General features: G+C 75.8%; 29 protein-coding genes. 20 read left to right on the plus strand and 9 right to left on the minus strand.

Annotated features, from left to right (window positions below; all coding sequences use genetic code 11):
• The first annotated feature begins 104 nt into the window (after positions 1 to 104).
• Both ANAE109_RS00970 and ANAE109_RS00975 read left to right on the plus strand, forming a co-directional pair.
• A complete protein-coding gene (locus tag ANAE109_RS00970; protein ID WP_011984514.1) occupies positions 105 to 734 on the plus strand; it encodes a hypothetical protein in 630 nt (209 codons plus the stop codon).
• A 130-nt stretch (positions 735 to 864) separates the two neighbouring features.
• Positions 865 to 1,854: a GTPase gene (locus ANAE109_RS00975; RefSeq protein ID WP_011984515.1), complete on the plus strand. Its 990-nt coding sequence runs from the start codon at positions 865 to 867 to the stop codon at positions 1,852 to 1,854.
• Between the two features lie 30 nt (positions 1,855 to 1,884).
• Here ANAE109_RS00975 and ANAE109_RS00980 read toward each other — a convergent pair whose 3' ends face one another.
• Entirely contained in the window at positions 1,885 to 3,777 is a 1,893-nt protein-coding gene (locus ANAE109_RS00980; protein ID WP_011984516.1) for a sulfatase-like hydrolase/transferase, read from the minus strand.
• A gap of 211 nt (positions 3,778 to 3,988) precedes the next feature.
• Between ANAE109_RS00980 and ANAE109_RS00985 the strand changes: the two genes are divergently transcribed.
• Positions 3,989 to 4,585: a class I SAM-dependent methyltransferase gene (locus ANAE109_RS00985; RefSeq protein WP_011984517.1), complete on the plus strand. Its 597-nt coding sequence runs from the start codon at positions 3,989 to 3,991 to the stop codon at positions 4,583 to 4,585.
• A gap of 85 nt (positions 4,586 to 4,670) precedes the next feature.
• Here ANAE109_RS00985 and ANAE109_RS00990 read toward each other — a convergent pair whose 3' ends face one another.
• Both ANAE109_RS00990 and ANAE109_RS00995 read right to left on the minus strand, forming a co-directional pair.
• On the minus strand, positions 4,671 to 5,507 hold the full coding sequence (locus ANAE109_RS00990) for an ion channel protein Tsx (protein ID WP_011984518.1): 837 nt from the start codon (positions 5,505 to 5,507) through the stop codon (positions 4,671 to 4,673).
• A 98-nt stretch (positions 5,508 to 5,605) separates the two neighbouring features.
• Positions 5,606 to 6,631, minus strand: coding sequence for an arginine N-succinyltransferase (locus tag ANAE109_RS00995; RefSeq protein ID WP_011984519.1), 1,026 nt, complete (start codon positions 6,629 to 6,631; stop codon positions 5,606 to 5,608).
• Between the two features lie 148 nt (positions 6,632 to 6,779).
• Here ANAE109_RS00995 and dtd point away from each other — a divergent pair, with 148 nt between their 5' ends.
• A complete protein-coding gene (gene dtd, locus ANAE109_RS01000) occupies positions 6,780 to 7,229 on the plus strand; it encodes a D-aminoacyl-tRNA deacylase (protein WP_041448700.1) in 450 nt (149 codons plus the stop codon).
• Between the two features lie 69 nt (positions 7,230 to 7,298).
• On the plus strand, positions 7,299 to 7,643 hold the full coding sequence (locus ANAE109_RS01005; protein ID WP_011984521.1) for a histidine triad nucleotide-binding protein: 345 nt from the start codon (positions 7,299 to 7,301) through the stop codon (positions 7,641 to 7,643).
• Between the two features lie 3 nt (positions 7,644 to 7,646).
• Here the strand turns inward: ANAE109_RS01005 and ANAE109_RS01010 are convergent, their stop codons facing one another.
• Entirely contained in the window at positions 7,647 to 8,558 is a 912-nt protein-coding gene (locus ANAE109_RS01010) for a hypothetical protein (protein WP_011984522.1), read from the minus strand.
• A 124-nt stretch (positions 8,559 to 8,682) separates the two neighbouring features.
• Between ANAE109_RS01010 and ANAE109_RS01015 the strand changes: the two genes are divergently transcribed.
• From ANAE109_RS01015 to ANAE109_RS01075, 13 genes are all read left to right on the plus strand, one after another.
• Positions 8,683 to 9,552 (plus strand): CoA ester lyase, encoded by an 870-nt coding sequence (locus tag ANAE109_RS01015; RefSeq protein ID WP_011984523.1) that lies wholly within the window; start codon positions 8,683 to 8,685, stop codon positions 9,550 to 9,552.
• 128 nt (positions 9,553 to 9,680) lie between these two features.
• On the plus strand, positions 9,681 to 9,887 hold the full coding sequence (locus ANAE109_RS01020) for a hypothetical protein (RefSeq protein WP_049768492.1): 207 nt from the start codon (positions 9,681 to 9,683) through the stop codon (positions 9,885 to 9,887).
• Positions 9,888 to 9,975: 88 nt separating this feature from the next.
• Positions 9,976 to 10,329: a chorismate mutase gene (gene aroH / locus ANAE109_RS01025; RefSeq protein ID WP_011984525.1), complete on the plus strand. Its 354-nt coding sequence runs from the start codon at positions 9,976 to 9,978 to the stop codon at positions 10,327 to 10,329.
• Between the two features lie 29 nt (positions 10,330 to 10,358).
• Positions 10,359 to 11,237, plus strand: coding sequence for a 3-deoxy-7-phosphoheptulonate synthase (gene aroF, locus ANAE109_RS01030; RefSeq protein WP_011984526.1), 879 nt, complete (start codon positions 10,359 to 10,361; stop codon positions 11,235 to 11,237).
• A 2-nt stretch (positions 11,238 to 11,239) separates the two neighbouring features.
• A complete protein-coding gene (locus tag ANAE109_RS01035; protein ID WP_011984527.1) occupies positions 11,240 to 12,097 on the plus strand; it encodes a prephenate dehydrogenase in 858 nt (285 codons plus the stop codon).
• Positions 12,094 to 13,386 (plus strand): 3-phosphoshikimate 1-carboxyvinyltransferase, encoded by a 1,293-nt coding sequence (aroA, locus tag ANAE109_RS01040; RefSeq protein WP_011984528.1) that lies wholly within the window; start codon positions 12,094 to 12,096, stop codon positions 13,384 to 13,386. The genes ANAE109_RS01035 and aroA overlap by 4 nt, the downstream gene beginning before the upstream one ends.
• A complete protein-coding gene (locus ANAE109_RS01045; protein WP_011984529.1) occupies positions 13,383 to 14,222 on the plus strand; it encodes a shikimate dehydrogenase in 840 nt (279 codons plus the stop codon). The genes aroA and ANAE109_RS01045 overlap by 4 nt, the downstream gene beginning before the upstream one ends.
• Positions 14,219 to 15,364 (plus strand): chorismate synthase, encoded by a 1,146-nt coding sequence (gene aroC / locus ANAE109_RS01050; protein WP_011984530.1) that lies wholly within the window; start codon positions 14,219 to 14,221, stop codon positions 15,362 to 15,364. The genes ANAE109_RS01045 and aroC overlap by 4 nt, the downstream gene beginning before the upstream one ends.
• Complete coding sequence (locus tag ANAE109_RS01055; protein ID WP_011984531.1) at positions 15,345 to 15,836, plus strand: shikimate kinase; 492 nt, start codon at positions 15,345 to 15,347, stop codon at positions 15,834 to 15,836. The genes aroC and ANAE109_RS01055 overlap by 20 nt, the downstream gene beginning before the upstream one ends.
• Positions 15,833 to 17,008 (plus strand): 3-dehydroquinate synthase family protein, encoded by a 1,176-nt coding sequence (locus ANAE109_RS01060; RefSeq protein ID WP_011984532.1) that lies wholly within the window; start codon positions 15,833 to 15,835, stop codon positions 17,006 to 17,008. The genes ANAE109_RS01055 and ANAE109_RS01060 overlap by 4 nt, the downstream gene beginning before the upstream one ends.
• 8 nt (positions 17,009 to 17,016) lie before the next feature.
• On the plus strand, positions 17,017 to 17,472 hold the full coding sequence (gene aroQ / locus ANAE109_RS01065) for a type II 3-dehydroquinate dehydratase (RefSeq protein WP_234945214.1): 456 nt from the start codon (positions 17,017 to 17,019) through the stop codon (positions 17,470 to 17,472).
• 37 nt (positions 17,473 to 17,509) lie between these two features.
• On the plus strand, positions 17,510 to 18,514 hold the full coding sequence (locus ANAE109_RS01070) for a glycosyltransferase (RefSeq protein ID WP_011984534.1): 1,005 nt from the start codon (positions 17,510 to 17,512) through the stop codon (positions 18,512 to 18,514).
• 115 nt (positions 18,515 to 18,629) lie between these two features.
• On the plus strand, positions 18,630 to 19,712 hold the full coding sequence (locus tag ANAE109_RS01075) for a DUF4303 domain-containing protein (RefSeq protein ID WP_049768679.1): 1,083 nt from the start codon (positions 18,630 to 18,632) through the stop codon (positions 19,710 to 19,712).
• Positions 19,713 to 19,734: 22 nt separating this feature from the next.
• Here the strand turns inward: ANAE109_RS01075 and ANAE109_RS01080 are convergent, their stop codons facing one another.
• Together ANAE109_RS01080 and ANAE109_RS01085 are read right to left on the minus strand one after the other, a co-directional pair.
• Positions 19,735 to 20,631: an RluA family pseudouridine synthase gene (locus tag ANAE109_RS01080; RefSeq protein WP_011984536.1), complete on the minus strand. Its 897-nt coding sequence runs from the start codon at positions 20,629 to 20,631 to the stop codon at positions 19,735 to 19,737.
• A 10-nt stretch (positions 20,632 to 20,641) separates the two neighbouring features.
• Positions 20,642 to 20,938 (minus strand): FmdB family zinc ribbon protein, encoded by a 297-nt coding sequence (locus ANAE109_RS01085; protein WP_011984537.1) that lies wholly within the window; start codon positions 20,936 to 20,938, stop codon positions 20,642 to 20,644.
• A gap of 144 nt (positions 20,939 to 21,082) precedes the next feature.
• On the opposite strand from ANAE109_RS01085, the gene ANAE109_RS01090 reads away from it, so the two are divergent.
• Entirely contained in the window at positions 21,083 to 22,453 is a 1,371-nt protein-coding gene (locus ANAE109_RS01090) for a hypothetical protein (RefSeq protein ID WP_011984538.1), read from the plus strand.
• Between the two features lie 13 nt (positions 22,454 to 22,466).
• Here ANAE109_RS01090 and ANAE109_RS01095 read toward each other — a convergent pair whose 3' ends face one another.
• On the minus strand, positions 22,467 to 22,814 hold the full coding sequence (locus ANAE109_RS01095; protein WP_234945215.1) for a hypothetical protein: 348 nt from the start codon (positions 22,812 to 22,814) through the stop codon (positions 22,467 to 22,469).
• A 203-nt stretch (positions 22,815 to 23,017) separates the two neighbouring features.
• On the opposite strand from ANAE109_RS01095, the gene ANAE109_RS01100 reads away from it, so the two are divergent.
• Entirely contained in the window at positions 23,018 to 23,464 is a 447-nt protein-coding gene (locus ANAE109_RS01100) for a CoA-binding protein (RefSeq protein ID WP_011984540.1), read from the plus strand.
• Between the two features lie 2 nt (positions 23,465 to 23,466).
• Here the strand turns inward: ANAE109_RS01100 and ANAE109_RS01105 are convergent, their stop codons facing one another.
• Together ANAE109_RS01105 and hflX are read right to left on the minus strand one after the other, a co-directional pair.
• Entirely contained in the window at positions 23,467 to 24,522 is a 1,056-nt protein-coding gene (locus ANAE109_RS01105) for a hypothetical protein (protein WP_011984541.1), read from the minus strand.
• Between the two features lie 49 nt (positions 24,523 to 24,571).
• Positions 24,572 to 26,371 carry a GTPase HflX gene (hflX, locus tag ANAE109_RS01110; protein ID WP_011984542.1) on the minus strand — a complete coding sequence of 600 codons (1,800 nt, stop codon included), beginning with the start codon at positions 26,369 to 26,371 and terminating at the stop codon, positions 24,572 to 24,574.
• Between the last annotated feature and the right edge of the window lie 112 nt (positions 26,372 to 26,483).

Raw genomic sequence — 26,483 nt, forward strand, 5'->3', positions numbered from 1 at the left:
GTCTACTCCCCGTCGCTTCCCGCAGCCCACCGGCCGCCCGCGCTCCGCGGTTGCGCCACGCTCACTGAGGGAGCTACCTCGCTCCCGCTCGAAAAGGACACTCGATGACCACGAAGTTCGCATTCACGCTCGCGATGGCGGCGCTGTTCGGCTTCGCGGCCCCGGCGCGGGCGCAGCTCCCCGGCGCGGCACAGAAGCTCGGCAAGGCGAAGGCCGCGACGGCGGAGGCCGGCACCACGGCGGAGGCGAAGACCACGGCGGCCGCCGCGAAGGCGGAGACGAAGGCGTCCGACGCCGCCACGAAGGCCGACGCCAAGGCCGACGCCGACACGGCGAAGGCGGAGCGTAAGGCGGACGCCGGCGCGAAGAAGGCCGAGGAGAAGGCCGCCGCGGCGAGCCCGGTCGCCGGCGAGCAGGTGGGCCAGGCGAACGCGCTGGGTCACGAGAAGGCCGACGCCGGCAAGGCGAAGGCGAAGAAGGGCAAGGCGAAGGGCCTCGAGAAGGCGAACGCCGGCCGCGCGAAGGGCCAGGCGACCGCGGCCGAGGCCAAGGCGAAGGCCGTGGACGCCCACGAGCAGGGCCACGCGGCCGCCGCGGAGGCCGACGCGAAGGGCCAGGCCACCGCAGCGCAGGCGAGGCAGCAGGGCGAGAGCAAGGCGACGGCTGCGCAGCAGAGGCTGCACCCGGTCGTTCCCGCCCCGGCTCCCGCGCCCGCCGCTCCGGCCGCCAAGTAGGGGCCGGCTCTCCTCATGAGGACGACGGCCCGGCCGCTCGGCCGGGCCGTCCTGCATCGTCATCCTTCGTGGGGGCAGCCCCGCCCTGGTCACGGTCTCCCGGCGCGAAGCCGCGGCGACGATCGCGGTCGTGCCCGCGAACCTCACCACCCAGTACAAGGACGCGGAGCTGCGCTTCCGCCAGGCGACGGATCACGACGCGAAGCGCGAGGCGCTCCGCGAGATGCTGGCGCTCCTCCCCAAGCACAAGGGGACGGAGAAGCTCCACGCGGACCTCAAGAAGCGGCTGGCGAAGCTCGAGGAGGAGGCCGGGCACGCGGCGCGCGGCGGCCACCGCGCCGACCCCGGGCACGTGCGGCGCGAGGGCGCCGGGCAGTGGATCCTGGTCGGCCCGCCGAACGCGGGGAAGTCCTCGCTCCTCGCGGCGCTCACCCACGCGCACCCCGAGATCGGCGAGTACCCGTTCACCACGCGCGCGCCGCTGCCCGGGATGGCGGCGGTCGAGGACGTGCAGGTGCAGCTCGTGGACACGCCCCCCGTCGCGGCGGGGCACACCGAGCCGTACCTGCCCAACCTCGTGCAGGGCGCGGACGGCGTGATCGTGGTGCTCGACCCGACCGCCGACGACGTGGCGCAGGCGTTCGCGGCGGTCCTCGAGGTGCTCTCGCGAGGTCACGTGTGGCCGCGCGGGCGCGCGCCGCCCCAGGGCGCGTCGCCCCTCCTCGTCGCGCGGCCGGTGCTGGTGGTCGCCACCCGCCGCGATCTCGACGACGGCGGCACGTTCGCCGCGCTCGCGCGCGACGCGGCGGGCGCGGAGCTGCCCTTCTTCGCGGTGTCGGCGACGCGCGGCGACGGGCTCGACGCGCTCCGGCCCGAGCTGTTCCGCGCGCTGGGACGGATCCGCGTCTACACGAAGGAGCCCGGCAAGAAGCCCGATCTGGGCAAGCCCTTCGTGCTCCCCGCCGGCGCGACCGTGCACGACCTCGCCGCGCTCGTGCACCACGACGTCGCCGCGCACCTCAAGTTCGCGCGCATCTGGGGCCACGCGCGCTTCGAGGGCCAGCAGGTCGACCGCCACCACGTCCTCGCGGATCGCGACGTGGTGGAGCTGCACGCGTGAGGCTACGAGCAGATCTTCCCCGGAGCAGGGCTACCGGTCCCCCACCGTGGCCGCCGCCGGCAGCGGTCGCGGCACGTGCGCGGGGGCGACCTCCTCGCCGCGCATGGCGCGCAGGATCCTGCCCGCGCTGGCGGCGAGCCGGGCGCTGGCGTCGGGGAGCGGCCGGTCCTGGGGATCGGTGACCTCGGCGCCGGCGAGGCCGGCGTAGACGGTGACCTTGAGGTCCTTGCCGATCACCGCGTAGCGGGGCTCCCAGCCCACGGTGGACAGCACGAAGCGGTCCTCGGGCGCCTCGAACATCGAGAGGCCGTCGGAGTGGAGCGACGGCGCGTGCGTGTCGCCGAGCAGCGAGAAGAGCGTGGGGACCACGTCCACGTGGCTCGTCGGGGCGTCGCGCGTGGCGGCGGGGATCCCGTCGCCGAGCACCACGAGCGGCACGTGGATCTGCTCGTCCGTCACCGCCGACCCGTGGCCGAGGTGCCCCTTCTCCTTGAACTCCTCGCCGTGGTCGCCGGTGAAGATCACGAGGGGCCTGCGGCCGCGCGCCTGCTCGAACCAGGAGAGGAACTCCTCCAGCGTGCCGTCGAGCGCGTACGCCGCGTTCTTCGCGCGGTTGCGGATGGTCTCGGGCGCCGCCGTCGTGGCCTGCAGCCCGCCCGAGCCGTCCCAGGCCGGCCGGAACGGCTCGGCGCCGGGCGGGTGGAAGTAGTTGAAGTGGGTCCCGTAGAGGAACAGGAACATGAAGAGCGGCTGTCCGGGCGGCACCGCCGCGGCCATCGCGCGCGCGTCCGCGAGGAGCTGCGGATCGCGATCGCCCCAGCCCTCGCCGTCGCAGCGGTTCCTGAGGTCCTCGCTCGATACGCCCGCGAACACCGTCTCGCGGAGATCCATCCAGTCGAGGCAGGAGGCCGAGAGCGCCTTCACCGCGTAGCCGTTGTGGCGGAGGGCGGGGAAGAGCACCGGCCGCCGCCCGGCGCCGAGGGTCGCCTCGAGCTTCTGCGCCTGGATCCCGTAGAGGAGGCTGAAGAGCGTGTAGTGGGTGGCGACGGAGCCCGCGTAGTGGCGCGTGAAGCGGGTGCCGGCCTCGGCGCGGCGCCACAGGTTCGGCATCACCTCCGGCGCCAGGTGCGCGGCGGGGAGGCTCTCCGCCAGGATGAACAGCACGTCCGGCGCGCGGGTGAAGCGGATCTCCTCCGGCGCGACGCCGGCCGGCAGCCGGAGCGACTCCTGCCCGGCGAACTGGTCCACCGCGCGCTTGCCGAACACGCGCGAGTAGACGGAGTTCATGCGCAGCGGCACCTGGAGCGGCAGCACGCCGGAGGCGGCGAACATCGCCGGGCCTCCGAAGTACACGAGCCCGGCGCCGTACACGCGCTCCGCGCCAGCGGCGAGGAGCAGCGCCAGCGCGATGCCCCAGGTCCGCCGCGGCGTCGCGAAGCGACGGATGAACCAGGCCCCCAGCGCGACGTCGAGCGCGACGAAGGCGATCCCGATCCCGAGGAACAGCGCCACGTCCGCCGGCGAGATGCCCGTCTCCTTGAGCGCGTACGGCTGGAACATCACGCGGACGAAGAAGCCGTTCATGTGGAAGCCGACCGCGCCGTAGATGCGGCTGTCCAGCGCGAGGACGCTCGTCGCGAGGCCGAGCACGGCGGGCGCCGCGACGCGGTACGCGCCCGGCTTGAGCGAGAAGGGGAGCGCGACCACGAACGCGGCGAGCGCGAGGAGCCCCGCCTGCGGGAGGAAGATGGGCCAGAGCGGGAGCCGGTACGCGGCGGGGGAGTTCCCGACCGCCGCCGCGATCGAGCTCGCGTACAGGGCCAGGAACAGCGGGACGTGCAGGAGCGACCAGACGAGCGCCGGGAAGCGGTACCCGCTCCCGCCTCGCGTCGCCCCGGCGCCGATGTGGAGCGCACGGGACATCGGCCGCGGAACGTAGCACCGGCGGGGGCCGCACGCCACCGAGGGGAGGGCGAAAGGGGGAGCAGGCGAGCGCACGCGTGGAAGGACGCGGGTTCTGGCCGCGCCCCGCGAGTCCCGCGCGTGATCGCGTCCGGCGGGGGCGCGGGCCTTCCACCTCGCGCCGAGGTCGGTCGCCGTCGCGGTCGCCCGCCGCGTGGGCTAAGAAGCGGCGATGGCCGACGGACCGCGCAGGGACTTCGAGAGTGCCTATCTGGCGGGCTCGCCCCCCTGGGACATCGGCCGGCCGCAGCCCGAGATCGTGAAGCTCGCCGACGAGGGCGAGGTGAAGGGCACCGTGCTCGACGTCGGCTGCGGCACCGGGGAGAACGCCCTCCACCTCGCGAGCCTCGGCAAGCGGGTGGTCGGCGTGGACGGCTCGCGCGCGGCGATCGCGCGGGCGCGGGAGAAGGCTGCCGAGCGCGGCCTCCCGGTCGCGTTCCACGTCGCCGACGCGCTCCAGCTGAGGCGCCTCCACCTCCGCGTGGAGACGGTGGTCGATTGCGGGCTGTTCCACGTCTTCTCGGACGAGGAGCGCCGTCCGTACGCGGAGTCGCTCACCGAGGTGCTCTCGCCGGGCGGCACGCTCCACGTCCTCTGCTTCTCGGACGAGGAGCCGCCCGGCCCCGGCCCGCGGCGTGTCGCCGAGTACGACCTCCGCGCCACGTTCCGCTCGCTCTTCGCGATGGTGCGGATCCGCCCGGCGCGCTTCGAGAGCCTCGTCCACCCGGGCGGCGCGAAGGCCTGGCTCGCGACGCTCGTGCGGATCTGAGCGAGCGCCGGTGCCCGGAAGCGGAGGGGCCGCGCCTCCTCGCGGAGGGCGCGGCCCCGGGTGCGGTTCCGTCGCGGCGGCGGGACTAGTACACCGTCCACTGCACCATGATCTGCGGCGCCGAGGCGGTCTCCACCGGGTGGCGGTGGTAGAACCACTCGGTCCCGACCCACAGCCGGTTCGGCTTCCCGCCGAACGGCGCGAGCGCGTCCACGAGGAGCTGGGGCTGCGCCCAGATCTCGACGAAGGACTCGTCCGCGGCGAAGTCGTGCGTGCCGTTCACGTCGACGAAGCCCGTGAAGAGGAAGGGCACCTTGCCGATCGAGAAGGGCACCGTCCAGAACGGGCTCACCTGCCACTGGTTCCCCTCGTCGATCGAGTCGAGGACGGAGTCGTAGCGGTAGTAGAGGTTCAGGCCGGCCACCGCGAAGCCCGGGAGGGTGAGGTCGAAGCCGACGCCGGCGAGGTAGGCGCCGAAGCCCTCGCTCTGGTTCAGCTCGCCCGCGAGGCCCCAGTTCTTGATGAAGCCGAACAGCGGCTCCTTCTGGCCGAGCACGCGGTTCAGGAACAGGCGAGGGTGCCACTCGGCGTACAGCTTGTACTCGCCGGCGTCCTCGTGGGAGGGGCTGAACCCGTTCCTGAAGTGGCCGGCGTAGAAGTCGGCGAACGCGAAGTTGTCGCCGTACTCCCAGGTCGAGAAGTGGTTCAGCGTCACCGTGGTCATGCGACCGTCGGTGTAGTAGAGCGGATCGTCGAAGTTGTAGCCCTGGAGCAGCTGGACGTTGGTGCTCGAGAAGGCCTGGAAGGGCGGCTCGGCGGCGGCGGCGGTCGCGCGCGCGCCGCCCGCCTGCTGGGCGCTCGCCGGCGCCGCGGCGAGCGCGAGCACGGCGAGGAGGGCGAGGAAGCGGGGGTTCGAGGTCATGGGGCGAGCCTTCTAGCTCAACCCTCTGACACTCGAAAGGGTATTCCTTACCCGGGGTTGCTTCGCTCCTCGTGAAGGCGCCGCGTCGACCGAGGCGCCTACTCGAAGGGCACGAGGTGGAGCCGCTCGCCGGGGCTCGCCTCGAGAATCGCGCGTGCCTTCGCGGGGATGCGGAGCACCTCGCCGTCGAGCCGGGCCGGGGTGCGCACCGCCCGGAAGCGGATCTTGCCGCCCGTCCGGTAGCGCCCGACGAGCCGCTCCTCGCCGTCGCGCTCCAGCGGCTCCGGGGCCAGCTTCGCCCGCCGGTACGCGCGCACCAGCGTCACGTCCTCGAGCCTCGCCTCGTAGTGCGGACCGCCGTCGAACGGATCGATGCGGTTCACGTAGTGGAACCCGATCCGCTCGAGCATCCGCCGCACCGGCTCGGTCTCCGGGCCGACCTTGCCGAGGTTGCGCTGCACCTGCTCCGGGAAGAGCGTCGCGTACACGTCCACGGGCGGGAAGAGCTGCTGGATGAACTCCTTGTTCTCGCGGCTCTTCTTGTCGGCGGTCTGGTAGTCGAGGTCGGTGAAGCGCTTGCCGAACGCCTCCCAGAACGCGCTCCGCCCGTCCTTGGTGAGCGGCGGCATGAGCTCGGCGAGGACCTTCTCGCGGAACCGCTCGCGGAACATCGCCAGGTACAGGAAGCGGACGTAGGCGAGCTGCTTGCCCGCGCGCTCCTCGCCGCCCCGCTCCTCCGGGTCCACGACCAGGCCGCCGATCTCCGTCGGGCCGTCGAAGTGGTAGCCGATCGAGAGGACCTCGTGCTTGAAGTGCCGGTCGATCGTGGACGAGTAGTGCTCGCGCTCGGAGACGTCGAAGAAGGTGCAGGGGGACTCCCGCGTGCCGTGCTGCGCGATCACCATCGAGGTGCCGATGATGCGGCCGGAGCGCGGCTCCTCGGCGACGAACACGTAGGCGCGCTGCAGCGGATCGCGGATGCGCCCCGCGAAGCTGCGCACCGATTGCTCGATGATCCGGGCGAGCGCGCGCTCGTCGTACGGGAGGTTGACGGTGTTCAGCACCTTCGCGAGCCGGGAGAGGCTCGGGAGATCCGACTTCTGCGCGTCGCGGAGGAGGAGCATGCGTCGGGTGGGGAGGACTAGCACGCGCCCCCCGGGCTGTCACCCGAGGGGACCCGCAGGCCCCGCGAGGATCCTCACCCGCCCGCGCGCGCCGCGCGCCCGCACGGGAACGTTGAACCCGGCGCGCCGGCGTGCCATGGAACGGTCCGTGCGCGCGGTGGTGCAGCGGGTGTCCCGGGCAGAGGTCCGGGTCGAGGGCCGGGTGTCCGGGGCGATCCTCCGCGGCCTCCTCGTGCTCCTCGGCGTCGCGCGGGAGGACGGACCCTCCGACGCGGACCTCCTCGCCGACAAGCTCGCCGGGCTGCGCATCTTCGAGGACGACGCGGGCAAGATGAACCTCTCCGTCGGCGAGGTGGGCGGCGGCCTGCTGGTCGTGTCGCAGTTCACGCTCCTCGGCGACGCACGCAAGGGCAACCGGCCGAGCTTCGTCGACGCGGCGAACCCCGAGCTGGCGAACGCGCTCTACGAGCGGGTCTGCGGCCGGCTGCGCGAGAAGGGGCTCGCCGTCGCGACCGGCGTCTTCCGCGCGCACATGGACGTCGAGCTGGTGAACGACGGGCCGGTCACGATCCTGCTCGACTCGCGCCGCCTGTTCTGACGGCGGCGGTGACGACACCCTGGGCGAGCGCCCGGGACGCAGCCCGCAGGGCTACCGAGGAGAACGAGCATGTCCGACTGCCTCTTCTGCAAGATCGTGGCGAAGACGCTCCCCGCGAAGATCGTCCACGAGGACGCCGACACGGTCGCGTTCGAGGACCTGAACCCGCAGGCGCCGACGCACGTGCTGATCGTGCCGCGCAAGCACGTGGCCACCATGGTCGACCTCGCCCCCGAGGACGACGCGCTCGTCGGCAAGCTCTTCCGCGCCGGCGCCGCGATCGCGAAGGCGCGCGGCATCGACGGCCCGGGCTACCGGGTGGTCATGAACCACAACCGGGACGCGGGCCAGAGCGTGTTCCACATCCACCTGCACGTCCTCGGCGGACGGCGGATGGGCTGGCCGCCGGGGTAGAGCTCAATACCCGGCGCCGGTCCCCGTCGTCGCCGCGGCCGCGCCCGCCCCCTCGCGCGCGAGCGCGTGCGCTCCCCGCGCGGCGAGGGTCGCGCGCACGAGCGCGAGGCGGGCCGTGAACAGGTCGCCCCGCGCGAGCGCCTCGCGTGCCTCCGCCAGGTGCGCCGCGCTCGCCCCGGTGCCCGCCGCCTCGGCGAGCGCGCCGTGCCGCTGCGCCTCGCCGCGCGTCGCCTCCAGCGCGTCGGCCTGCGACGCCAGCGCGGCGTCGAGCCCGCGGGAGTCGCCCGCCTCGAGCGCGCGCATCGCCGTGTCCAGGTCGCCCAGGGCCGCCGCGGTGGACTCCGCCCGGGCGAGGGTCGACTCCGCCGCCTCGGCCGCGCGGCGGGCCTCCTCCGCCTCGCGCGCCTGGAGGCGCTCTTCCAGGGCTTCGGCCCGCGCGCGCTGCGCGTCCACCTCGTCTCGGAGCGCCTCGATCTCGAGCTGGAGCTGCTCCGCGCGCGCGGCGGACTGCGCGTCGGCGAGCGCCTGCGCGTCGAGCCGGATCTGCTCCTCCCGGATCGCCTCCTGCCGGTCGGCCTCGAGGCTCTCCTCGCCCCCGGGGGAGCTCGCCTCCGGGCGCGCGATCCCCGCCGCGCCCGGGGTGGCCGGGTCGGCGGCCGCCGTGGGGCCGGCCTCGGGCGCGGCCGCAGGCGGCGCCGGCGCGCCGGTCGGCGACGGCGCGCTCGCCGCTCGCTCGTCCGGAGCCCGGGCTTCGGTCGCTGCCGCTCCCTGCTGGCCCGGTTCCTCCGCGCCCGCCTGCCGCTCCGGGATCGCGATCGTCTGGACGGCTTCCCGTGGGGGCGGCGTGCGGGGAGAAGCCTGGGCCTGCGCCTGGGAGGAGAGGAGCGCGGCGACGACGGCGGCGGCGTACGTCATGCGAGGAGGATTCGGCGGCGCCGCCCTGCCCGCAACCCGGCGCGACCTTAGGGGCGCGGCCCGGGCTGGGCGCGCCGCGCGCGCTCTGGCAGGCTGCGGGGCGCCACGCCTGGAGGGAGCCCCCGTGAACCTCGTACGTCCCCGCCGCAGCGTCCTCTACGTCCCCGGCGCGCACGCGCGCGCGCTCGAGAAGGCGCGCTCGCTCGAGGCCGACGGCCTCATCCTCGATCTGGAGGACGCCGTCGCCCCGGCGGCGAAGGGGGACGCGCGCGCCAGGGTGGTGGAGGCGCTCCGGGCGGGCGGCTTCGGCCAACGCGAGGTGGCGGTGCGCGTCAACGGGCTCGCCACTCCGTGGGGACCGGACGACCTCGCCGCCGCGGCGCGGGCCCGGCCGGACGCGATCGTGCTGCCCAAGGTCGAGTCCGCCGCGCAGGTGCACGCCGCCGACGCGGCGCTCGCTGCCGCCGGAGCCTCCGAGAGGCTCGCGCTGTGGTGCATGATCGAGACGCCGCGCGGCGTGCTCGCCGCCGCCGAGATCGCGGCCGCCTCGCGCAGGCTCGCCTGCCTCGTGGCGGGCACGAGCGACCTCGTGAAGGACCTCGGCGCGCGGCACACGCCCGCGCGGACGGAGGTGCTGACGAGCCTCGGGCTCATCGTGCTGGCCGCGCGCGCGTTCGGGCTCGCCGCGCTCGACGGCGTCCACCTCGAGCTCGACGACGACGCCGGCCTGGAGGCGAGCTGCCGGCAGGGGCGCGACCTCGGCTTCGACGGCAAGACCCTCATCCACCCGAGGACCATCGCCGCGGCGAACCGCGCCTTCGCGCCGGACCCGGCCGAGCTCGAGGAGGCCCGGCGCGTCATCGCGGCGCACGCGTCGGCGGAGGCGGCGGGGCAGGGGGTGGTGGTGGTGGACGGGCGGCTCGTCGAGGCGCTCCACGTCGAGGCCGCGCGGCGGAGGGTGGCGCTCGCGGAGGCGATCGGGGCGCGCCGCTGAGCCGAGGACGGCGGGCCGCCGGCGCGCGGCGGTTCCTCGGGCCAGTCGCCCCGGGCCGGGCGTCCGGTCGGGGCGGGAGGATGCGCTCGTTTGACAGCCCCCGGCGGCGCCGCTATCGTCTGCTGAAAATGAGAAGCAGTCGCAACTTGGAGGAGGGAGACGCCTCGGCGCCGCACGCGTGCGAGGACGTCCGCTGCGGGTGCGGCTGCCTGCTCGCCCGGGTGATCGACGGCGCGGTGGAGCTGAAGTGCCGCCGCTGCAAGCACGTCTGGCGGCTCCCCGTCGAGGGTGCTCCCCGTCCCCTCGCGCGCCCGGATCGCGTCGACGCTGGGTGAAGAGCGCGCGCGAGGGCCGCGCTGCGCACGTCCGGCCCCTCGCCCTGTGGACAGGGGTGGGCGCATTCCTTAGACTCTTCCGCTCCCGATGCGCGGAATCCGTGGGGCGACCCAGGTCGCGGCGAACACCGTTCCGGCCATGGAAGAGGCCGTCGTCGAGCTCTGTCGCGAGATCGAGCGGCGGAACGAGATCGGCCCGGCCGACGTGGTGTGGGCGATCTTCACCGTGACGCACGACCTGGACGCCGACTTCCCCGCGCGCGCCGCGCGGGTGGCCGGCTGGACGCAGGTCCCCATGATCTGCTCCCAGGAGATCCCCGTGCCGGGATCGATGCCGCGGGTGGTGCGGGTGCTACTGCACGTCGACTCCGCGGGCCCACGCAGTCACGTGTATCTTCGCGGCGCGCAGGCGCTGCGGCCGGATCTGCACCGGCAGCCGTGACGGTGGGGCGAGAGAGGAACTGGACGACGATGGTGCCGATCGAGAAGAGCGCCTCCGAGGCGGAGATCGAGGGCGTCCCGGAGCCGTACGCGCTCGCCTCCCTGGAGCTGCACCCCGGCCGGACGGTGGTGACGGTGGGCCGCGGCACGGGTGCGGTGACGTTCGGCGGAGCGCGGGTGCCGGTCGTGGCGGGGCCGTGCGCCGTGGAGAGCTGGGAGCAGCTCGAGGCGGTGGCGCGGGCGGCCAGGGCCGCGGGCGCGCGGCTGCTGCGCGGGGGCGCCTTCAAGCCGCGCTCCTCGCCGTACACGTTCCAGGGCCTCGGCGAGGAGGGGCTGAAGCTGCTCGCCCGGGCGCGCGAGCTCACCGGCCTGCCGGTGGTGACCGAGGTGATGAGCCCGGACGCGGTCGGGCTCGTGGCGGAGTACGCCGACTGCCTCCAGATCGGCGCGCGCAACATGCAGAACTACGACCTGCTGCGCGCCGTCGGCCGGGCCTCGAAGCCGGTGCTCCTGAAGCGGGCGCTGTCCGGCACCATCGAGGAGCTCCTCATGGCGGCGGAGTACGTGCTCGCGGCGGGGAACCCCGAGGTGATCCTCTGCGAGCGCGGCATCCGCACCTTCGAGCGCGCCACGCGGAACACGCTCGACCTCTCCGCCGTCCCCGTCCTGAAGGAGCTCACGCACCTGCCGGTGCTGGTCGATCCCTCCCACGGCACGGGCAAGCGGAGCCTCGTGCCGGCGATGGCGCTCGCCGCCGTCGCGGCCGGCGCCGACGGGCTGCTCCTCGAGGTGCACCCCGACCCCGCGCGCGCCCGCTCCGACGGGCCGCAGTCGCTCACGCCCGCGGACCTCGAGGCCCTCGTGCCGAGGCTCGCCGCGGTGGCCTCCGCCGTCGGCCGGGAGCTCTAGCCGTGGCCGCGAGCCCATTCCCTCGCACGGTCGGCGTGGTGGGCCTCGGGCTCATGGGCGCCTCGCTCGCGCGCGCGGTGCGCGCGGCCGACCCCGGCGTGCGCCTCGTCGCCGTCGAGCCGCGCGAGGACGTGCGCGCGCAGGCGCTCGCCGACGGCGTCGCGGACGAGGCGCGCGCGGCGCCGGACGTCGCCCTCGAGGCGTGCGAGCTCGCCGTGCTCTGCACCCCCGTCGCGGCGATCGAGGCGCTCCTCGGGCCGGTGTCCCGGCTGCTGCCCGACGGCGCGGTGCTCACCGACGTCGGGGGCGCGAAGGCGCACGTCGTGGCGGCGGCCCGCGCCTCGGTCCGGCCGGGCGTGGCGTTCGTGGGCGCGCACCCGATGTTCGGCGGGCACGGCGGCTACGCCGGCGCGAGCGCCGAGAAGTGGAAGGGGGGCACGGTGGCGGTGTGCACCGACGCCGCGCCCGCCGAGGCCCCCGACGCGGTGGAGCGCGTCGTCGCCCTCCACCTCGCGCTCGGCGCGAGGGTGGAGCGCTGCACCGCCGCCGAGCACGACGCCGCGGTGGCGATGGTCTCGCACCTGCCGTACCTCGTGGCCTCCGCCCTGGCGGTGGCGGCGAGAGAGGCCGGCCCCCTCGCGGTGAGGCTGGCGGGGCCGGGGCTCAAGGACATGACCCGCCTCGCCGCCTTCCCGTTCGACATCCAGGGTGAGGTGGCCCGGCGGAACGCGGGGCTCCCCGAGGCGGCGGCGCGCCTCGAGCGTCATCTGGCGCGGCTCCTCGCCGCGATCGCCGAGTCGCCGGAGGCGGCGCGCAGCGCCCTCGAGGCCGCGCGCGCAGCGCGGGAGGAGATCTTTTGACAGGCTCGCTCACCTGCCGCCGCAAGGGGCCGCTCCGGGGATCGATCGAGGTCCCGGGCGACAAGTCCATCTCCCACCGCGCGCTGCTCTTCGGCGCGCTCTCCACCGGCGAGACCCGCGTGCGCGGCCTGCTCGACGCGGAGGACGTGCACGCCACCCGCCGCGCCGTCGAGGCGCTCGGCGCCACCGTCCGCGCCGAGGGCGAGGAGCTCGTGGTGGTGCCGCCCCCGGCGCTGCGCGAGCCGGGCGACGTCGTGGACTGCGGGAACTCGGGCACGAGCCTCCGGCTCCTCACCGGCGTGCTCTCCGGCGTGCCCGGGCTGTCGATCCTGACCGGCGACGCCTCGCTCCGGCGCAGGCCCGTCCGCCGCGTCATCGAGCCCTTGCGCCGCATGGGCGCGGACCTCTCGGCGCGCGACGGCGATCGGCTCCCGCCGGTGGTGGTGCGCGGCCGGCCGCTGCGCGGCGCGCGCCACGTGCTGGAGGTGGCGAGCGCCCAGGTGAAGAGCGCGTGCCTGCTCGCGGGGCTGTTCGCGGAGGGGGAGACGACCGTCGTCGAGCCGGAGCGCTCGCGCGATCACACCGAGCGGATGCTCGCGGGCATGGGCGTGCCGGTGCGCGTGGACGGCCTCGAGGTGACCGTGGCGCCGGCGCGGCCCCGCGGCGGGCGGGTGGACGTGCCGGGCGACATCTCCTCGGCCGCCTTCTTCCTCTGCGCCGCCGCGGCCCTGCCTGGCTCCGAGGTGACGGTGCGGAACCTGGGGGTGAACCCGACCCGCACCGGGCTCCTCGACGTGCTCGGCGCCATGGGCGCCGCGCTCTCGCGCGCGAACGAGCGCGAGGTCGCAGGCGAGCCGCGCGCCGACGTGACGGTGCGCGCGGCGGCGCTCCACGGCACGGAGATCGGCGGCGCGATCATCCCGCGCCTCATCGACGAGCTGCCCGTGGTGATGGTGATGGCCACCCAGGCGCGGGGCCGGACCGTCATCCGCGACGCGAAGGAGCTGCGGGTGAAGGAGTCGGACCGGCTCGCCTCCATGGGCGAGGCGCTCGCCCGCGCGGGCGCGAAGATCGAGCTCTTCGAGGACGGCTGCGCCATCGAGGGGCCCACGCCGCTCCGCGGCGTGGCGGTGCAGACGCGCCTCGATCACCGCATCGCCATGTCGATGGCGGTCGCGCAGCTCCTCGCGGGCGGCGAGGAGGTGGTGCTCGACGACGTGGCCTGCGTGGCGACCAGCTTCCCGTCGTTCTTCGCCCTCCTCGACGGGTTGTGCGAGGGCGGCGCGTGATCACCGGACGGACCGCGCTCTACGGCGTCCTCGGCAACCCCGTGCGCCACAGCCGCTCGCCGCAGATGCAGGCGGCGGCGTTCGAGCACCTCGGCCTCGACGCCACCTACGTCGCGCTGCCGGTCGAGCCCGAGCGGCTCCCGGCCGCGGTCGCCGGCGCCCACGCCCTCGGGTTCCAGGGGCTGAACGTCACCGTCCCGCACAAGCGCGCGGTGGTGGCGCTGTGCGAGGCGGTGGACCCGGTGGCGCGCGAGGTCGGGGCGGTGAACACGCTGCGCCGCACCGAGCGCGGCTGGGAAGGCTTCAACACCGACGCCGCCGCGTGCCTCATGCTGCTCCGCGAGGAGGGGCTCCGTCCCGGAGCGCCCGCGCTCCTCGCCGGGGCGGGCGGGGCGGCGCGGGCCGCGGCGTGGGCGCTCGTCCGCGCCGGCGCCGTGCTGCGCATCGCGGCGCGCCGGCAGGATGCGGCGGAGCGGCTCGCGGCCGAGCTCGGGCCCCTGGCCGGCCCGGGCACGCCGGCGCCCGTCGCGGTGCCCTGGGGCGCGCTCGAGGCGGAGGCGGACGCCGCCGAGGCGGTCGTGAACGGGACGACCGTCGGCCTGCACCCGGAGGACGCGCCGCTGCCGCTCCGCGTGCGCGCCGGCCAGCTCGTCGCCGACTTCGTCTACGGCGACACGCCCCTCGCCCGCGCCGCGCGGGACGCGGGGGCGCGGCTCGTCTCCGGCGAGCGCATCCTCGTGCGGCAAGGCGCGCTCTCGTTCGCGCTCTGGACCGGGCGCGCCGCGCCCGAGGCGCTGATGGCGGCCGCCATCGCCGCGCCGGGAAGGGCCACATGACCATCCGCTACCTCACCGCCGGCGAGTCCCACGGGCCGGGTCTCGTCGCCATCGCCGAGGGGTTCCCCGCCGGCCTCGCCGTGGACTTCGACGAGGTGAACCGGGATCTGCGCCGGCGCCAGAAGGGCTACGGGCGCGGCGGGCGCCAGAAGATCGAGAAGGACGAGGCGGAGTTCCTCGCCGGGCTGCGCGGCGGCGTGACGCTCGGCGCCCCCATCGCGCTCGTGGTGTGGAACAAGGACCACGAGAGCTGGAAGGACCTCGTCTCGCCGTACGCGCGCGGAGGGCGGCCCTTCACCCAGGTGCGCCCCGGCCACGCCGACCTCGCCGGCGCGCTGAAGTACGCGCTCACCGACGCGCGCGACGTGCTCGAGCGCGCCAGCGCGCGCTCCACCGCGGTGACCGTGGCGCTCGGCTCGCTCGCGAAGCAGCTCCTCGCGCGCTTCGGCGTGCGGGTCTCCTCGCGCGTGGTCGCGATCGGGCCGCGCCTGCGCCACGTGGAGGAGCCGCCCACCGACGCGGAGCGCGACGCCATCGAGGCCTCCGACCTCCACGTGGAGGACGAGGCGGTCGCGGCCGAGTGGCGGGCGCTCATCGACGCGGAGAAGGCGCGCGGCGGCTCCATCGGCGGCGCCTTCGACGTCCACGCCACGGGCCTCCCCATCGGGCTCGGCAGCCACGTGCACCCGGACCGGCGCCTCGACGCGCGGCTCGCCGGCGCGCTCTGCGGGGTGCAGGCGATCCGCGCCGCGGAGATCGGCGACGGCACGCAGGTCGGCCGCTCCGGCCCGGAGTTCCACGACGCCATCCAGCACGACCCCGCGCGCGGCTTCCACCGGCCCTCCAACCGCGCGGGCGGGCTGGAGGGCGGCATGACGGACGGGATGCCGCTGCGGGTGCGGGCGTACATGAAGCCCATCCCCACCATGCTCACGCCGCTCGCGACGGTGGATCTCGCGACGCGCGAGGCGACGCAGGCGCGGTACGAGCGGAGCGACGTGTGCGCGGTGCCGGCCGCGGCGATCGTGGGGGAGGCGGTCGTCGCCTGGGAGCTCGCGAACGCCTTCCTCGAGAAGTTCGGCGGCGACGCCCTCGTGGACGTCGAGAAGGCGGTGGAGGCCTATGCCGCTCGCATCCGCTGAGACGCTGGCGCTCGCCGGGATGATGGGCTCCGGCAAGTCCACCGTCGCGCGCCACCTCGGCCGGCTCCTCGGGCGCCGGGTGGTGCACCTCGACGAGGAGATCGTCCGCGCCGCCGGCAAGCCCATCCCGGCGATCTTCGCGGAGGACGGGGAGCCGCGCTTCCGCGCGCTGGAGCGGGAGGCGGTGGCGGCGCTCCCGGCGGGCGTGGTCGCCGATCTCGGCGGCGGCGCCTTCTGCGATCCCGCGAGCGCCGCGCGCCTCCTCGCCGCGGGCCGCGTGGTCTTCCTCGACGTCTCCGCCGCCGAGGCCGCGCGCCGGCTCGGCGCCGGCGACGCGGGCCGGCCCCTCGCGGAGCGCTGGCCGGAGCTCCTCGGGCGCCGGCTGCCGCTCTACCGCCGCGCCCACCTCACCGTCGCCGTGGACGGCCTCACCGCCGAGGCGGTCGCCCGGCGCATCCTGGAGTCGCTGTGACCGACGTCGTCGAGGTGATCCCGGCCCGGCAGGGCGAGCACGAGTACCCGGTGCGCGTGGGCGCCGGCGCGGCCGAGCTCGTGGGCGCGCTCGCCGACGAGCACGATCGCGTGATGCTCGTCTCCTGCGCGCGCGTGCTCCGCACGCCGTTCGGGAGGGCGGTGCGCGCCCGGCTGGAGCGCGAGGCGCCGCTCGCCCTCGTCCACGTGCTGCCGGACGGGGAGCGCGGCAAGACCCTGCGCGAGCTGGAGCGCGCCGCGGTGGCGATGCTGCGCGCGGGCGCGACGCGCGGGAGCCTCGTCGTCGCGCTGGGCGGCGGCGCGGTGACCGACGCCGCCGGCTTCCTCGCCGCGACCTACATGCGCGGGGTGCGCTGGGCGGCGGTGCCCACCACGCTCCTCGGGATGGTGGACGCCGCCATCGGCGGCAAGACCGCGGTGAACCTGCCGGGCGCGAAGAACGCCGTGGGCGCCTTCCACCCCCCGGAGGCGGTCCTCGCCGATCCCGCCGCGCTCGAGACGCTGCCCGCGCGCGAGCTCCGGAGCGGCAAGGGAGAGGTGCTGAAGTACGCCGCGCTCCAGCCCGCCCTCCTCGGCGCGTTCGGGCAGCAGCTCGCGGGCGACGAGGTGGACCCGCTCGTCATCGCCACCTGCGCCCGCATGAAGGTGGACGTCGTCGAGGCGGATCCCACGGAGCAGGGGCCGCGCAAGCTCCTCAACCTCGGCCACACCTTCGGGCACGGGGTGGAGGCCGCCGGCGACTTCTCCCGCTACGCGCACGGCGAGGCGGTGGCCATCGGGCTGGCGTTCGCGTTCCGGCTCGCGGCGCGGCTCGGCCGGGTGGGGGCGGACGCGGTCGCCGCGGTCGAGGAGCGGATCGCCCAGGCCGGGCTCCCCGCGCGCGTGCCCCGGGCCGACGCGCGCGCGGCGGCGAAGCTCATGGCGTTCGACAAGAAGCGCGGCGAGGGCGGCCTGCGCTGGGTCCTCCCGCTCGCGACGGAGAACGGGGGCTGGACGGTGGAGTGGGACGTCGCGGCGGAGCCGGCGGCGATCGAGGCGACGGTCGCCGAGCTGGAGGCGCCCGCCCCTTCGCGCGCTTCGACTCCGGCGCGCGGGCGCGCTAGGCTCGCCCGCGGCCGCGGCGCGGCCGGAAAGGCGAAGGCGACCAGATGATACTCCTCGTGAACGGCCCGAACCTGAACCTGCTCGGCGAGCGCGAGCCCGACGTGTACGGGCGCACCACGCTCGCCGAGGTCGAGGCGCTCGTCCGCGACGCCTGCGCCGCCTGGAACGTGGAGGTGAAGGCGTTCCAGTCGAACCACGAGGGCGCGCTCGTGGACTTCCTGCACGAGCACCGCAAGGTGGCGCGGGGCATCGTCCTCAACCCGGGCGCGCTCACGCACACGAGCTACGTGCTGCACGACTGCCTGAAGTCGATCCCGCACGTCCCGGTCATCGAGGTGCACCTCTCGAACATCCACGCCCGCGAGGCGTTCCGGCGGACGAGCGTGGTCGCGCCCGCCTGCCGCGGCCAGATCACCGGGCTGGGGATGCGCGGCTACCTGCTCGCCGCGGAGTGGCTGTGCGCCGAGATCGGCGCGGTGCCGGTCGAGCGGGAGGGCGCCGTCCGCGGCTAGCCAGGCGCTCCTCGCCGCCCGCGCTCGCGCCGCCCGCGTGCCCCGCGTCGCCGTCCTCATGCCCGCCCGCGACGCCGCCGCCACGGTGCGCGCCGCGGCGGTGTCCATCCTGCGCCAGACGGAGCGCGACCTCGCGCTCGTCTGCGTGGACGACGGCTCGCGCGACGCCACCGGCGAAGTCCTCGAGCGGCTCGCCGCGCGCGACCGGCGCGTCGTCGTCGTGCGCGGCCCGGGCGAGGGCATCGCGCGCGCGCTGAACCGAGGGCTCACGCGGTGCGACGCCGAGCTCGTCGCGCGCATGGACGCGGACGACGTCGCTCACCCGCAGCGGCTCGCGCTCCAGCGCGAGGCGCTCGGGGCGGATCCCACGCTCGCCGTCCTGGGCGCGCGGGTCCGGCTCTTCCCCGGGCCGCTCGTCCGTCCGGGGATGCGCCGGTACGTCGGCTGGCTGAACGGGCTCACCACGCCCGGCGAGCTCCGGCGCGATCTCTTCGTCGAGGCGCCGCTGGTTCACCCTTCGACCACCCTCCGCCGCGCGACCCTCGAGGCGGTCGGGGGCTGGCGCGACGGGGACTTCCCCGAGGACTACGACCTCTGGCTGCGCGTGGACGCGGCCGGCGGCCGCCTGGCCAATCACCCGCGCACGCTGCTCGCCTGGCGCGAGGCCCCCACGCGCGCCACGCGGACCGACCCGCGCTACGCGCTGGCGCGCCACGTGGCCCTCAAGTGCCGGTACCTCGCCGCGGGTCCGCTCGCCGGCCGGCGCGAGGTGGCGCTGTGGGGCGCGGGCGAGACGGGGAAGGCCTTCGCCGACGCGCTCGCCCGCGAGGGGATCGGGGTGGCGATGTTCGTGGAGGTCGACCGCAACAAGATCGGCCGGCAGGTGCGCGGCGCGCCGGTCGTCGGCTACCAGGACGTCGGCCGCGTGCGCGGGCTCCCGCTGCTCGTGGCGGTCGGAGCGCCGGGGGCGCGCGGGCTCATCCGCGAGGAGCTCGCGAAGGGCGGGTTCGAGGAGGTGCGCGACTTCCGTTGCGTCGCCTGACCGCGGCGCGTCACGGCCAGCGCGCCGCGCCGGCGCGGGAACCCGACCCCTGCGGTCGCCGACCGGCGCGGGGGTGGATGGAAGCGCGCGGGGGGTGGCGCTACCGTTGGTGCTCATGCGATCGCCGTCCTCCGTCGGCTCCGGGCCCGCGCCGTCGTTCGATCTCGCCGCCTTCCGGCGCGCGCTCACCGATCGCACGGCCGCCGCGGTGAAGGCGCTGCGAGCCCAGATCGGCTCGGAGACCCTCTACGCCTTCGCGCTCTACACGAGCGCCGAGTCCGGCTACGCGTGGGTCGAGGCCTCCGCGAACACGGAGGAGGGGCTGGCGCGCGCCGCGACTTCCCGGGCGGCGGACGATCCGCGCTTCCGCGGCGAGGCGGGGCGGCGCCTGCTCCGCTGGTCGGTGGAGGACTGGGCGCACCACGACTTCGACGCGGCCGTGCGGGCGGTGCCGCTCCCGGATCCCCTGGAGCGGCGCGAGTCCCTGGACCGCGCCCTGCTGACGGCGATGGTGGGCGCGCTGCGGACGCTCGACCGGGCGGGGCTGTTCGGGCGGGGGGCGGATCGCGCCTTCCTCACGGTGAACGTGCTGTGCCCGCACCCGTCGCGCGCGTTCTTCGTGCGGAACCTGCGCGCCCTGAACCCCGTCCCCACGGTGGAGCGCCACCTCCGCGAGACGGACCCCGCCCCCTTCGTGCGCGCGGTGAACCGCGCCCCGCGCCGCGAGCGGATGCGGATCTGGCTCGCCCTGTACGAGGACCTGTACATGGAGTGGAAGACGCCCATCGCCGAGGAGGCGCGGGCGCGCGGCATGTCCCCGTGGGAGGTGGAGGTCGAGCTCGCCCGGTTCGGCCCCAAGGTCGTGCCGAAGCTCGTCGATCTGCTCGCCCACTACGGCTTCGCGCCGCCGTTCGACTCCGCCCGCGAGCTCGAGACGCGCGAGGTCTGGCTGGCCGGCAGCGCGCTCTTCCTCGTCCGGCGCATCGGCCTGGTGCCCGAGTCCCAGATCCGCAGGCTGCAGGCGCTGGTGGGCGCGTTCGAGGAGCGCGACCGCCGCCTCAAGATCGCCTCCACGCTCGCCGAGAACACCGCCCGCGTGCTGCACGAGCTCCGCCCGCGGAAGTTCCCGGAGAGCGTGATGGACCCGCAGACCTACAAGCTGCTCAACCCCGAGCCCTTCCTGCCCCGCCGCCCGTGATCGCTCGGCGGTCGCGCCGGCGTCACTGCGGGAGGAGCGCCCCCTCCGCCGCGCGGAGGTCCTCGGGCACCGGCGCCTCCAGCAGGAGGCGCGCGCCGGTGGCCGGGTGGTCGATCTCCAGGCGCCGCGCGTGCAGCATCACCCTCGGGATGGCGACCTCCCCGACCCGCCGCGGCCCGCCGTAGCGAGGGTCGCCGAGCAAGGGCGCGCCGAGGTGAGCGAGGTGCACGCGGATCTGGTGGGTGCGCCCGGTCTCCGGGCGCGCCTCCACGAGGGCGGCGAGCGGGCCGGCGCGGAGCGTCCGGTAGCGCGTGGCGGCCGCGTCGCCGCGCGGATCGACGCGGCGGAGCCCCGCGCGAGCGGGATCCTTCCCGAGCGGCGCGTCGATCCGCCCGTCGGGCGGCGCCGGCGGCCGGGCGCAGAGCGCGAGGTAGGTCTTCTCCGGCGTCCCGGTGCGGAACGCCTCGGCGAGCGCAGCGGCGGCGGCGGCGGTGCGCGCGAGCACCGTCACGCCGCTCGTCTCGCGATCCAGCCGGTGGACGAGCGTCACCGGCGCGCCGAGCAGGTCCGAGACCAGCTCGGGCAGGGTGCCGCGATCCGTCGTGAGCGTCGGCTGCGACGGCACCCCGGCCGGCTTGTCGACGGCGACGAGGTCCTGGTCCGCGTAGAGGAGCCGCGCGCGCTCGAGCGCGCTCCGCGCCGGCGCCGCGCGCCCCGCCTCCTCGAGGTTGACGACCACCTTCTGGCCGGCCTGAAGAAGGCGCCCCGAGACCTTGCAGCGGCGCCCGTCGAGGAACACGCCGCCGGAGTCCAGCGCGCGCCGCGCGGCGCCGCGGGAGACGCCGCCGCGGGCGGCGATGAAGCGATCGAGCCGCTCGCCCCCGTCCGCAGATGCGACGACCAGCGAGAGCCGCTTCAAGCCCGCGCCATCAGCACGCGCCTGCGCCCTGCTTGGCCGGGCAGGTCGCGCACGCGTCGGGCTTGGACTCGACCTTCGGCTCCGGCTTCGACTCGGCCTTGTCGCCCTTGCCGGTGATCGCGGCGGAGTTCCGGCCGTTGTAGTCGGTGATGTAGAAGCCCGAGCCCTTGAAGGCGAACGCGCTCGCGGACATGAGCTTCGTCACCTTGGAGCCGCAGACGTCGTGGACCTCGAGCGCCGGCGAAGACATCTTCTGCAGGTGGTCGAACCGCCCGCACTTGGGGCACTCGTACTCGTAGATGGGCATACCCGCGAATCTCCGACGGAGAAGCTAAAATCGGCGGACCCGCTGTCAAGCGGACGCCCGGCACGGCCGTGGGAGCGTCGCCGTCGCGAACCCGGTTCGCGCGCGGCGCCCTTGGCCCGGCCGGGACGGAGGGAGCCTTTTATCATGGACGCGCTGGAGATGGATCTGCTGGGGGCCGAGGTCGACCGGCTCGCGGCCGCCGTCGACGAGGAGCGGTTCCGGCACGTCGCCGGGCTGGAGCGCGAGCCGTCGCTCGCTCCCCTGTTCGCCGCGAGCTCGCGCGCGGCGCACCGCGAGACCGTGCAGGCGCTCCGGGAGCGGGGCGAGGAGCCGCTCGCCGGGCGCGTGGCGGCGCTCCGCGCCGAGCGCGCCCAGGCCGAGGCCGAGGAGGCGTGGCGCGCCGAGGAGGCGCAGGCCACCGCGCGCGGCCCCGACGGCACCGCGCCGCTCGCCGCGCTGGAGGCCGCGCTCGTCCGCGAGCCCGATCGCGCGCGCCGGCTGGGCCTCGCGCGCGCCGCCGCCGAGGCGCTCGCGCCGGTCGCTTCCCTGCGCGAGCGGGCGGTGGAGGCGCGGGCGCGGGCGCGGGCCGAGGTCGGGCTCGCGCCGGACTGGCGGCTCGTCGTGGAGGGCGACCAGGCGCTCGCGGCCTCCGACGACGCCTTTCGAGACGTGCTCGCCTTCGCCGCCCGCCGCGAGCTCGGCCTCGGGCCACAGCCCGGAGGCGAGCTCGCGCGCGCGGACCTCCTGCACCTCGTCGAGGCGCCGCGCTACGACGGCCTCTTCCGGCCCGGGATGCTGCCCATCGCGCTGAAGCTGACGCTCGAGCCGCTCGCCCTCGACCTCGGCCGCGTGCGCATCGACGACGCGGCGCGCGCGGGGAAGTGGCCCGGCGCCCACGCGCTCGGCGCGCGCGTCTCCTTCCGTCCTCGCGGCGGCGCCGGGGACTGGCACGATCTGCTGGCGGCGGTGGCGCGCGCGCTCCCCGCGGCCGTGGCGGCGGCGCGAAGGGCCGATCCCGTGCTCGGGGAGGCGCTCTCGTGGGTGCTGGGCGGGCTGCTGCTCGAGCCGCGCTGGCTGCACGACCGGGCCGGCGTCGACCGGCGCCAGGCGCCGGACGTCGTCCGCGCGCTCGCGCTGCGCCGCCTCCTCGCGCTGCGCGCGGACGCGGCGGCGCTGCGGGTGGCGACCGAGGTGGAGCGCGGCCTCTCGGGCGCGGCCTGGCGCGAGGCCCACCGCGAGGCGCTCACCGCCGCCACCGGCGCGGCCTGGGACGTCGGCCGGGCCTCGCGCGACGCCGACGCCGGGCGGCTCGGCGCGGCGCTCTCGGGCGCCGCCGCGGGCGAGGCCCTCCGGCGCGCGCTGGTGGAGCGGTACGACGAGGACTGGTGGCGAAACCCTCGCACCGCGGCGCACCTCGCCGGGCTCCTGGCGGCGGGTCGGCTCCCGGAAGCGGCGGAGCCGCCGGCGCCAGCGGAGGCGGCGCGGCGGCTCGTGGGCAAGCTCGAGGGGAGGTGACGCCCGCGGGCGCCTAGGTCTTCTTCCGGAGGGCGCGGATGATCTTCTCCTTCGTCCGCGACGGCACCGGGGTGAGCGCCGGCGCCGCCCGCGCGCTCTCGCGGCCGCTCTCCTGTGCGGCCTTGTGCGCCTTCCACTTCAGGTGCGCCTCGATCTCGTAGGCGAGGAGCTCGATCTCGAGGTCGCTGAGCCCCGCGCCGGCCTTCTCGAGCGGGGCCGCCCGGGGGGGCGTCGCGCCGAGGCGCATGCGGAGGACCTTCTCCTCCGCGGGCGCGAGCTCCTTGGCCGCCGAGCGCCGGAGAGCGGCCTGGGCAGTGCCCTCGGTGACGACCGCGACGCCGGGCTTCTTCTTCGTTTCCATGAAGGTCATGGTAGGCGGGCACCGCCCCCTGTCCATTTTTCGCGAGCCGCTCGGCCGTCGGAGGGACGTGGGAGCAAGCCCCCGATATCGCACACGAATCCCCGGCGTTTCCGCGAGCGATTCCGCGGGCCTGAGGGCTCCCGGACGCCCGGTTGCGCGGTCTCTGTCGTGCCGGCATGTTTCCCTCCAACGGAGGGAACGGAATGGCCGACTGGCGCGCGAACATCCTGGACGACGACGCGGCGCTCCGCCCGCTCCTCAGGTCCACCCGGCGCGTGGCGGTGCTGGGCATGAAGACCGAGGCGCAGGCGAGCCAGGCCGCCTTCTACGTCCCCCAGTACCTCGCCGGTCAGGGCGTCGAGGTCGTGCCCGTGCCCGTCTACTACCCCGAGGTGCAGGAGATCCTCGGCCGGCGCGTGTACCGGAGCCTCGCCGCGGTGCCGGGCGATATCGATCTCGTGGACGTGTTCCGCCGCCCGCGCGACGTCCCCGGCCACCTCGACGATCTGCTCGCGAAGCGGCCGCGCGCGGTCTGGCTGCAGCTCGGGATCCGCCACGACGCCGTCGCCGAGCAGCTCGCCCGCGCGGGCATCCAGGTCGTCCAGGACCGCTGCTTGATGGTCGACTGGCGGCGGCTCGTGTCGGGCTGACGCTAGGGCTCGTCGTCGGCCGGCTCCGAGGCGCCGGCCTCGGCGTCCGCCGCCTTCTTCTTCAGCCCGGCGGCCTCGAGCGCGCCGGCGACGCCGGGCGGCTTGCGGACGTCGGGCAGCGCCGCGCTCGGCGCCGCGATGGGCGCGGCCGTCTCCCCGAGCGCCGTCACCTGGGCGAGGAGCTCCACCCGCGCGCGCACGCCGGGCGCGTCCTTCACGGTGAAGGAGCCGGCGAGCCGGACGCGCAGCGGCGCGCCGGTCTCGGCGTCGAGGAGGAGCTCGCCCTCGGCGGACTCGGGCACGCGGGCGTCCAGGAACGCGAACCGGGCGGCGGAGTCGGGATCGGGCGCGCCGGTGGGGAGGACGCGCGGCTTCGCCGCCGCCTGGGGCGCGCCGGGGGCGAGCGAGAGCCGGAAGCGCCGCGCGGAGCGCCCCGCGACCGTCGCCTCTCCGGCCGGCTCCAGCGCGAGCGCCTCGCCGTAGAGCGCCGCGAGCGCGTGCGCCACGCGGAAGCTGTCGTCCCGGAAGCGGCGCGCGTCGCGGCCGCGATCGGTGGGGCGCTCGCGGAACGGCGCGTAGCGGGCGCGCGCGTAGGTCATGCCGCCCGCGTAGATGATCTCCTTGCCGGTGTCGGACCCGGGCCCGAGGCCCGGATCCACGTCCGCCTCGACGTGGAACTCGCCGGTCGCCGACTGGCGGAGGCGGTGGCGCTCGAGGGCGTGGACCCGCGGCGGTGGCGGCGGCGGCGGGACGAACGGGGCGGGCTTGCCGTCCACGGCGGGAGCCGTCGCGGGCGGGGGCGGCGGCGCGGGGTCGTCGCCCTCCCGCGCGACCGTCCAGTCGATCGCAGCGGACCACTCGAAGGAGCCGAGTCGCGCGGCCACCTCGTCCGCCGTCAGGGCGAGCGCCTCGCGCGGCTTCGACGGGTCGACGGTCGCCGCCTGGCCGGCGCGCGCGGTGTCGGCGCCGCCCTCGAGGCGCTGCTTGCCCTCGGGCTCTGGGCCGCCGGAGCAGGCCGCGAGCAGCGCGGCGAGGGTCAGGGCGAGCGTGCGGGTCATGCGGAGCGCGACTCTAGACCGGAAGCGTGCCCTGGCGCGAGCGGAGGCGCTACGACACGCGCGCGATCCGGGAAGGGAGCAGGCGCGCCGCGGGGGAGGGCGGTGTGGGCTCGGGCGCGGCGCGATCCGTCGCTGCCGCGCGTGCGGCTCCCTCCTCGCCCGGTTCCGGCGTCGCGGGCGGCGGCGGCGCGCTCGCCGCGACGTCGGCGAACGCGACGCGGCGGTCCTCCCACAGCAGGCGGTCGCACAGGTGCAGCAGCTCGGCGAGCCCGTCGCGCGAGAGCGCCGAGACCGCGATCCCCTCCGCGCGGTGCGCGAGCGCGGCGCCCTCACCCGGCGGCAGCCGGTCGGCCTTGTTGAACACGAGCAGCCGCTGCTTCTGCTCGAGGCCGAGGGAGGCCAGGATCGTCTCGACCGCCTCGATCTGCTCGGGGTGGCGCGGGTCGGAGGCGTCCACGACGTGCAGCAGCAGGTCCGCGTCGGAGAGCTCCTCCAGCGTGGCGCGGAACGCGTTCACGAGGTCGGGGGGCAGGTCGCGGATGAAGCCGACCGTGTCGGTGATGATGACCTCGCGGTCGCGCGGGAAGCGCAGGCGCCTGCTGGTCGGATCGAGGGTCGCGAACAGCTTGTCCTCCGCGAGCACCGCGGAGTCGGTGAGCGCGTTGAGGAGCGTGGACTTGCCGGCGTTGGTGTAGCCCACGATGGAGAGCACGGGCAGGCCGCGGCCGTTGCGCTGCTTGCGGCGCAGCTGGCGGCTCGAGCCGAGCGCCTCGATGCGCCGCTCCAGCGCCGTGATCCGGTCGCGCACCCGGCGGCGATCGATCTCGAGCTTCGTCTCGCCGGGGCCCCGGCCGCCGATGCCGCCCGCGAGGCGCGAGAGGGAGTCGTCGCGGCCGACGAGCCTCGGGTAGAGGTACTTCAGCTGGGCGAGCTCGACCTGGAGCTTGCCGTCGGCGCTCTGCGCGCGCTGCGCGAAGATGTCGAGGATGAGCTGGGTGCGGTCCAGGATCTTGAGGCTCGTCGCCTCCGCGATGTGGCGCGCCTGCGACGGCGAGAGCTCGGCGTCGAACACGATCACCGTCGCCATGAGCTGCATCGAGCGCAGCACGACGTCCTCGAGCTTGCCCTTGCCGATGAGGTAGCGCGGATCGGGATCGCGGCGGAGCTGGACGGTGGCGTCGATCACCTCGACCCCCGCGGTCCGGGCGAGCTCCTTCAGCTCCTCGAGCGAGGACTCCGCGTCCGCGCGCGACCGCCCCTTCCCGCCGAAGCCCACGAGGATGGCCCGCTCGCGCCCGCCGGTGCGGCGCACGGCCCGGGCGCGGGCGAACTCCTCCTCGAGCGCGAGCGCGCCGGAGAGCGCGTCGTAGGCGAGGTCGTGGACGCTGGCCGCCGCCTCGTCCTTCCACATCGCGCCCTGGGCGTTCTCCGGGACGAGGTGCGCGAAGTGCACCTTGCCCGGGAGCCCGTCCTCGCGGACCTCGATCGCCGCGACCAGGTCGAGGCGCAGGAGGGCGAGGTCGGTGTGGTCGTCGCGGGTGAGCGGCTCGCCGTTCAGGTGCGTGTGCACGAGGCGCAGGCCGCGCAGGCGGCTCTCGCCGGCGCGGCCGCGGCCGACGTCGGGGAGCTCGAGCTTGCGGGCGTCGCCGACGATGACCGAGTGCACGTCGCCCTTTCGGTCGAGGAGCACGCCGATCTGGCGGTTGGTCTCGCGCGACACCTCGGAGAGGTGCCGGGCGAGCTCCGGCGACACGATCGACGCGGCGTCGACGCGGCGGCGGTAGGTGCGGCGGAGGGCGTGGAGCTGGGAGGGCTTGAGGCCGAGGGTGTTGCCGAGGACGTCCTGCATTCGTTGTCCGGAGCATAGCCACGGTCGCGGCGCGGATCGAGCCGATCGCGCGGGCGGGAGGCGGCGGGGGTCTCCGTGCGCAGCGGGCCGCCGAGCGGCGGAGAGCTCCTCG

This window comes from Anaeromyxobacter sp. Fw109-5 (assembly GCF_000017505.1).
In the GTDB taxonomy this organism is placed as follows: Bacteria; Myxococcota; Myxococcia; order Myxococcales; family Anaeromyxobacteraceae; genus Anaeromyxobacter.

Bases quoted from the DNA above. Each gene is read 5' to 3' on its own strand.
- ANAE109_RS00970 (WP_011984514.1), top strand. From the start codon at position 105: ATGACCACGAAGTTCGCATTCACGCTCGCGATGGCGGCGCTGTTCGGC.
- ANAE109_RS00980 (WP_011984516.1), bottom strand. From the start codon at position 3,777: ATGTCCCGTGCGCTCCACATCGGCGCCGGGGCGACGCGAGGCGGGAGC.
- ANAE109_RS00985 (WP_011984517.1), top strand. From the start codon at position 3,989: ATGGCCGACGGACCGCGCAGGGACTTCGAGAGTGCCTATCTGGCGGGC.
- ANAE109_RS00990 (WP_011984518.1), bottom strand. From the start codon at position 5,507: ATGACCTCGAACCCCCGCTTCCTCGCCCTCCTCGCCGTGCTCGCGCTC.
- ANAE109_RS00995 (WP_011984519.1), bottom strand. From the start codon at position 6,631: ATGCTCCTCCTCCGCGACGCGCAGAAGTCGGATCTCCCGAGCCTCTCC.
- ANAE109_RS01005 (WP_011984521.1), top strand. From the start codon at position 7,299: ATGTCCGACTGCCTCTTCTGCAAGATCGTGGCGAAGACGCTCCCCGCG.
- ANAE109_RS01010 (WP_011984522.1), bottom strand. From the start codon at position 8,558: ATGACGTACGCCGCCGCCGTCGTCGCCGCGCTCCTCTCCTCCCAGGCG.
- ANAE109_RS01020 (WP_049768492.1), top strand. From the start codon at position 9,681: ATGAGAAGCAGTCGCAACTTGGAGGAGGGAGACGCCTCGGCGCCGCAC.
- aroH (WP_011984525.1), top strand. From the start codon at position 9,976: ATGCGCGGAATCCGTGGGGCGACCCAGGTCGCGGCGAACACCGTTCCG.
- aroF (WP_011984526.1), top strand. From the start codon at position 10,359: ATGGTGCCGATCGAGAAGAGCGCCTCCGAGGCGGAGATCGAGGGCGTC.
- aroC (WP_011984530.1), top strand. From the start codon at position 14,219: ATGACCATCCGCTACCTCACCGCCGGCGAGTCCCACGGGCCGGGTCTC.
- ANAE109_RS01055 (WP_011984531.1), top strand. From the start codon at position 15,345: ATGCCGCTCGCATCCGCTGAGACGCTGGCGCTCGCCGGGATGATGGGC.
- ANAE109_RS01075 (WP_049768679.1), top strand. From the start codon at position 18,630: ATGCGATCGCCGTCCTCCGTCGGCTCCGGGCCCGCGCCGTCGTTCGAT.
- ANAE109_RS01085 (WP_011984537.1), bottom strand. From the start codon at position 20,938: ATGCCCATCTACGAGTACGAGTGCCCCAAGTGCGGGCGGTTCGACCAC.
- ANAE109_RS01090 (WP_011984538.1), top strand. From the start codon at position 21,083: ATGGACGCGCTGGAGATGGATCTGCTGGGGGCCGAGGTCGACCGGCTC.
- ANAE109_RS01095 (WP_234945215.1), bottom strand. From the start codon at position 22,814: ATGGAAACGAAGAAGAAGCCCGGCGTCGCGGTCGTCACCGAGGGCACT.
- ANAE109_RS01100 (WP_011984540.1), top strand. From the start codon at position 23,018: ATGGCCGACTGGCGCGCGAACATCCTGGACGACGACGCGGCGCTCCGC.
- ANAE109_RS01105 (WP_011984541.1), bottom strand. From the start codon at position 24,522: ATGACCCGCACGCTCGCCCTGACCCTCGCCGCGCTGCTCGCGGCCTGC.
- hflX (WP_011984542.1), bottom strand. From the start codon at position 26,371: ATGCAGGACGTCCTCGGCAACACCCTCGGCCTCAAGCCCTCCCAGCTC.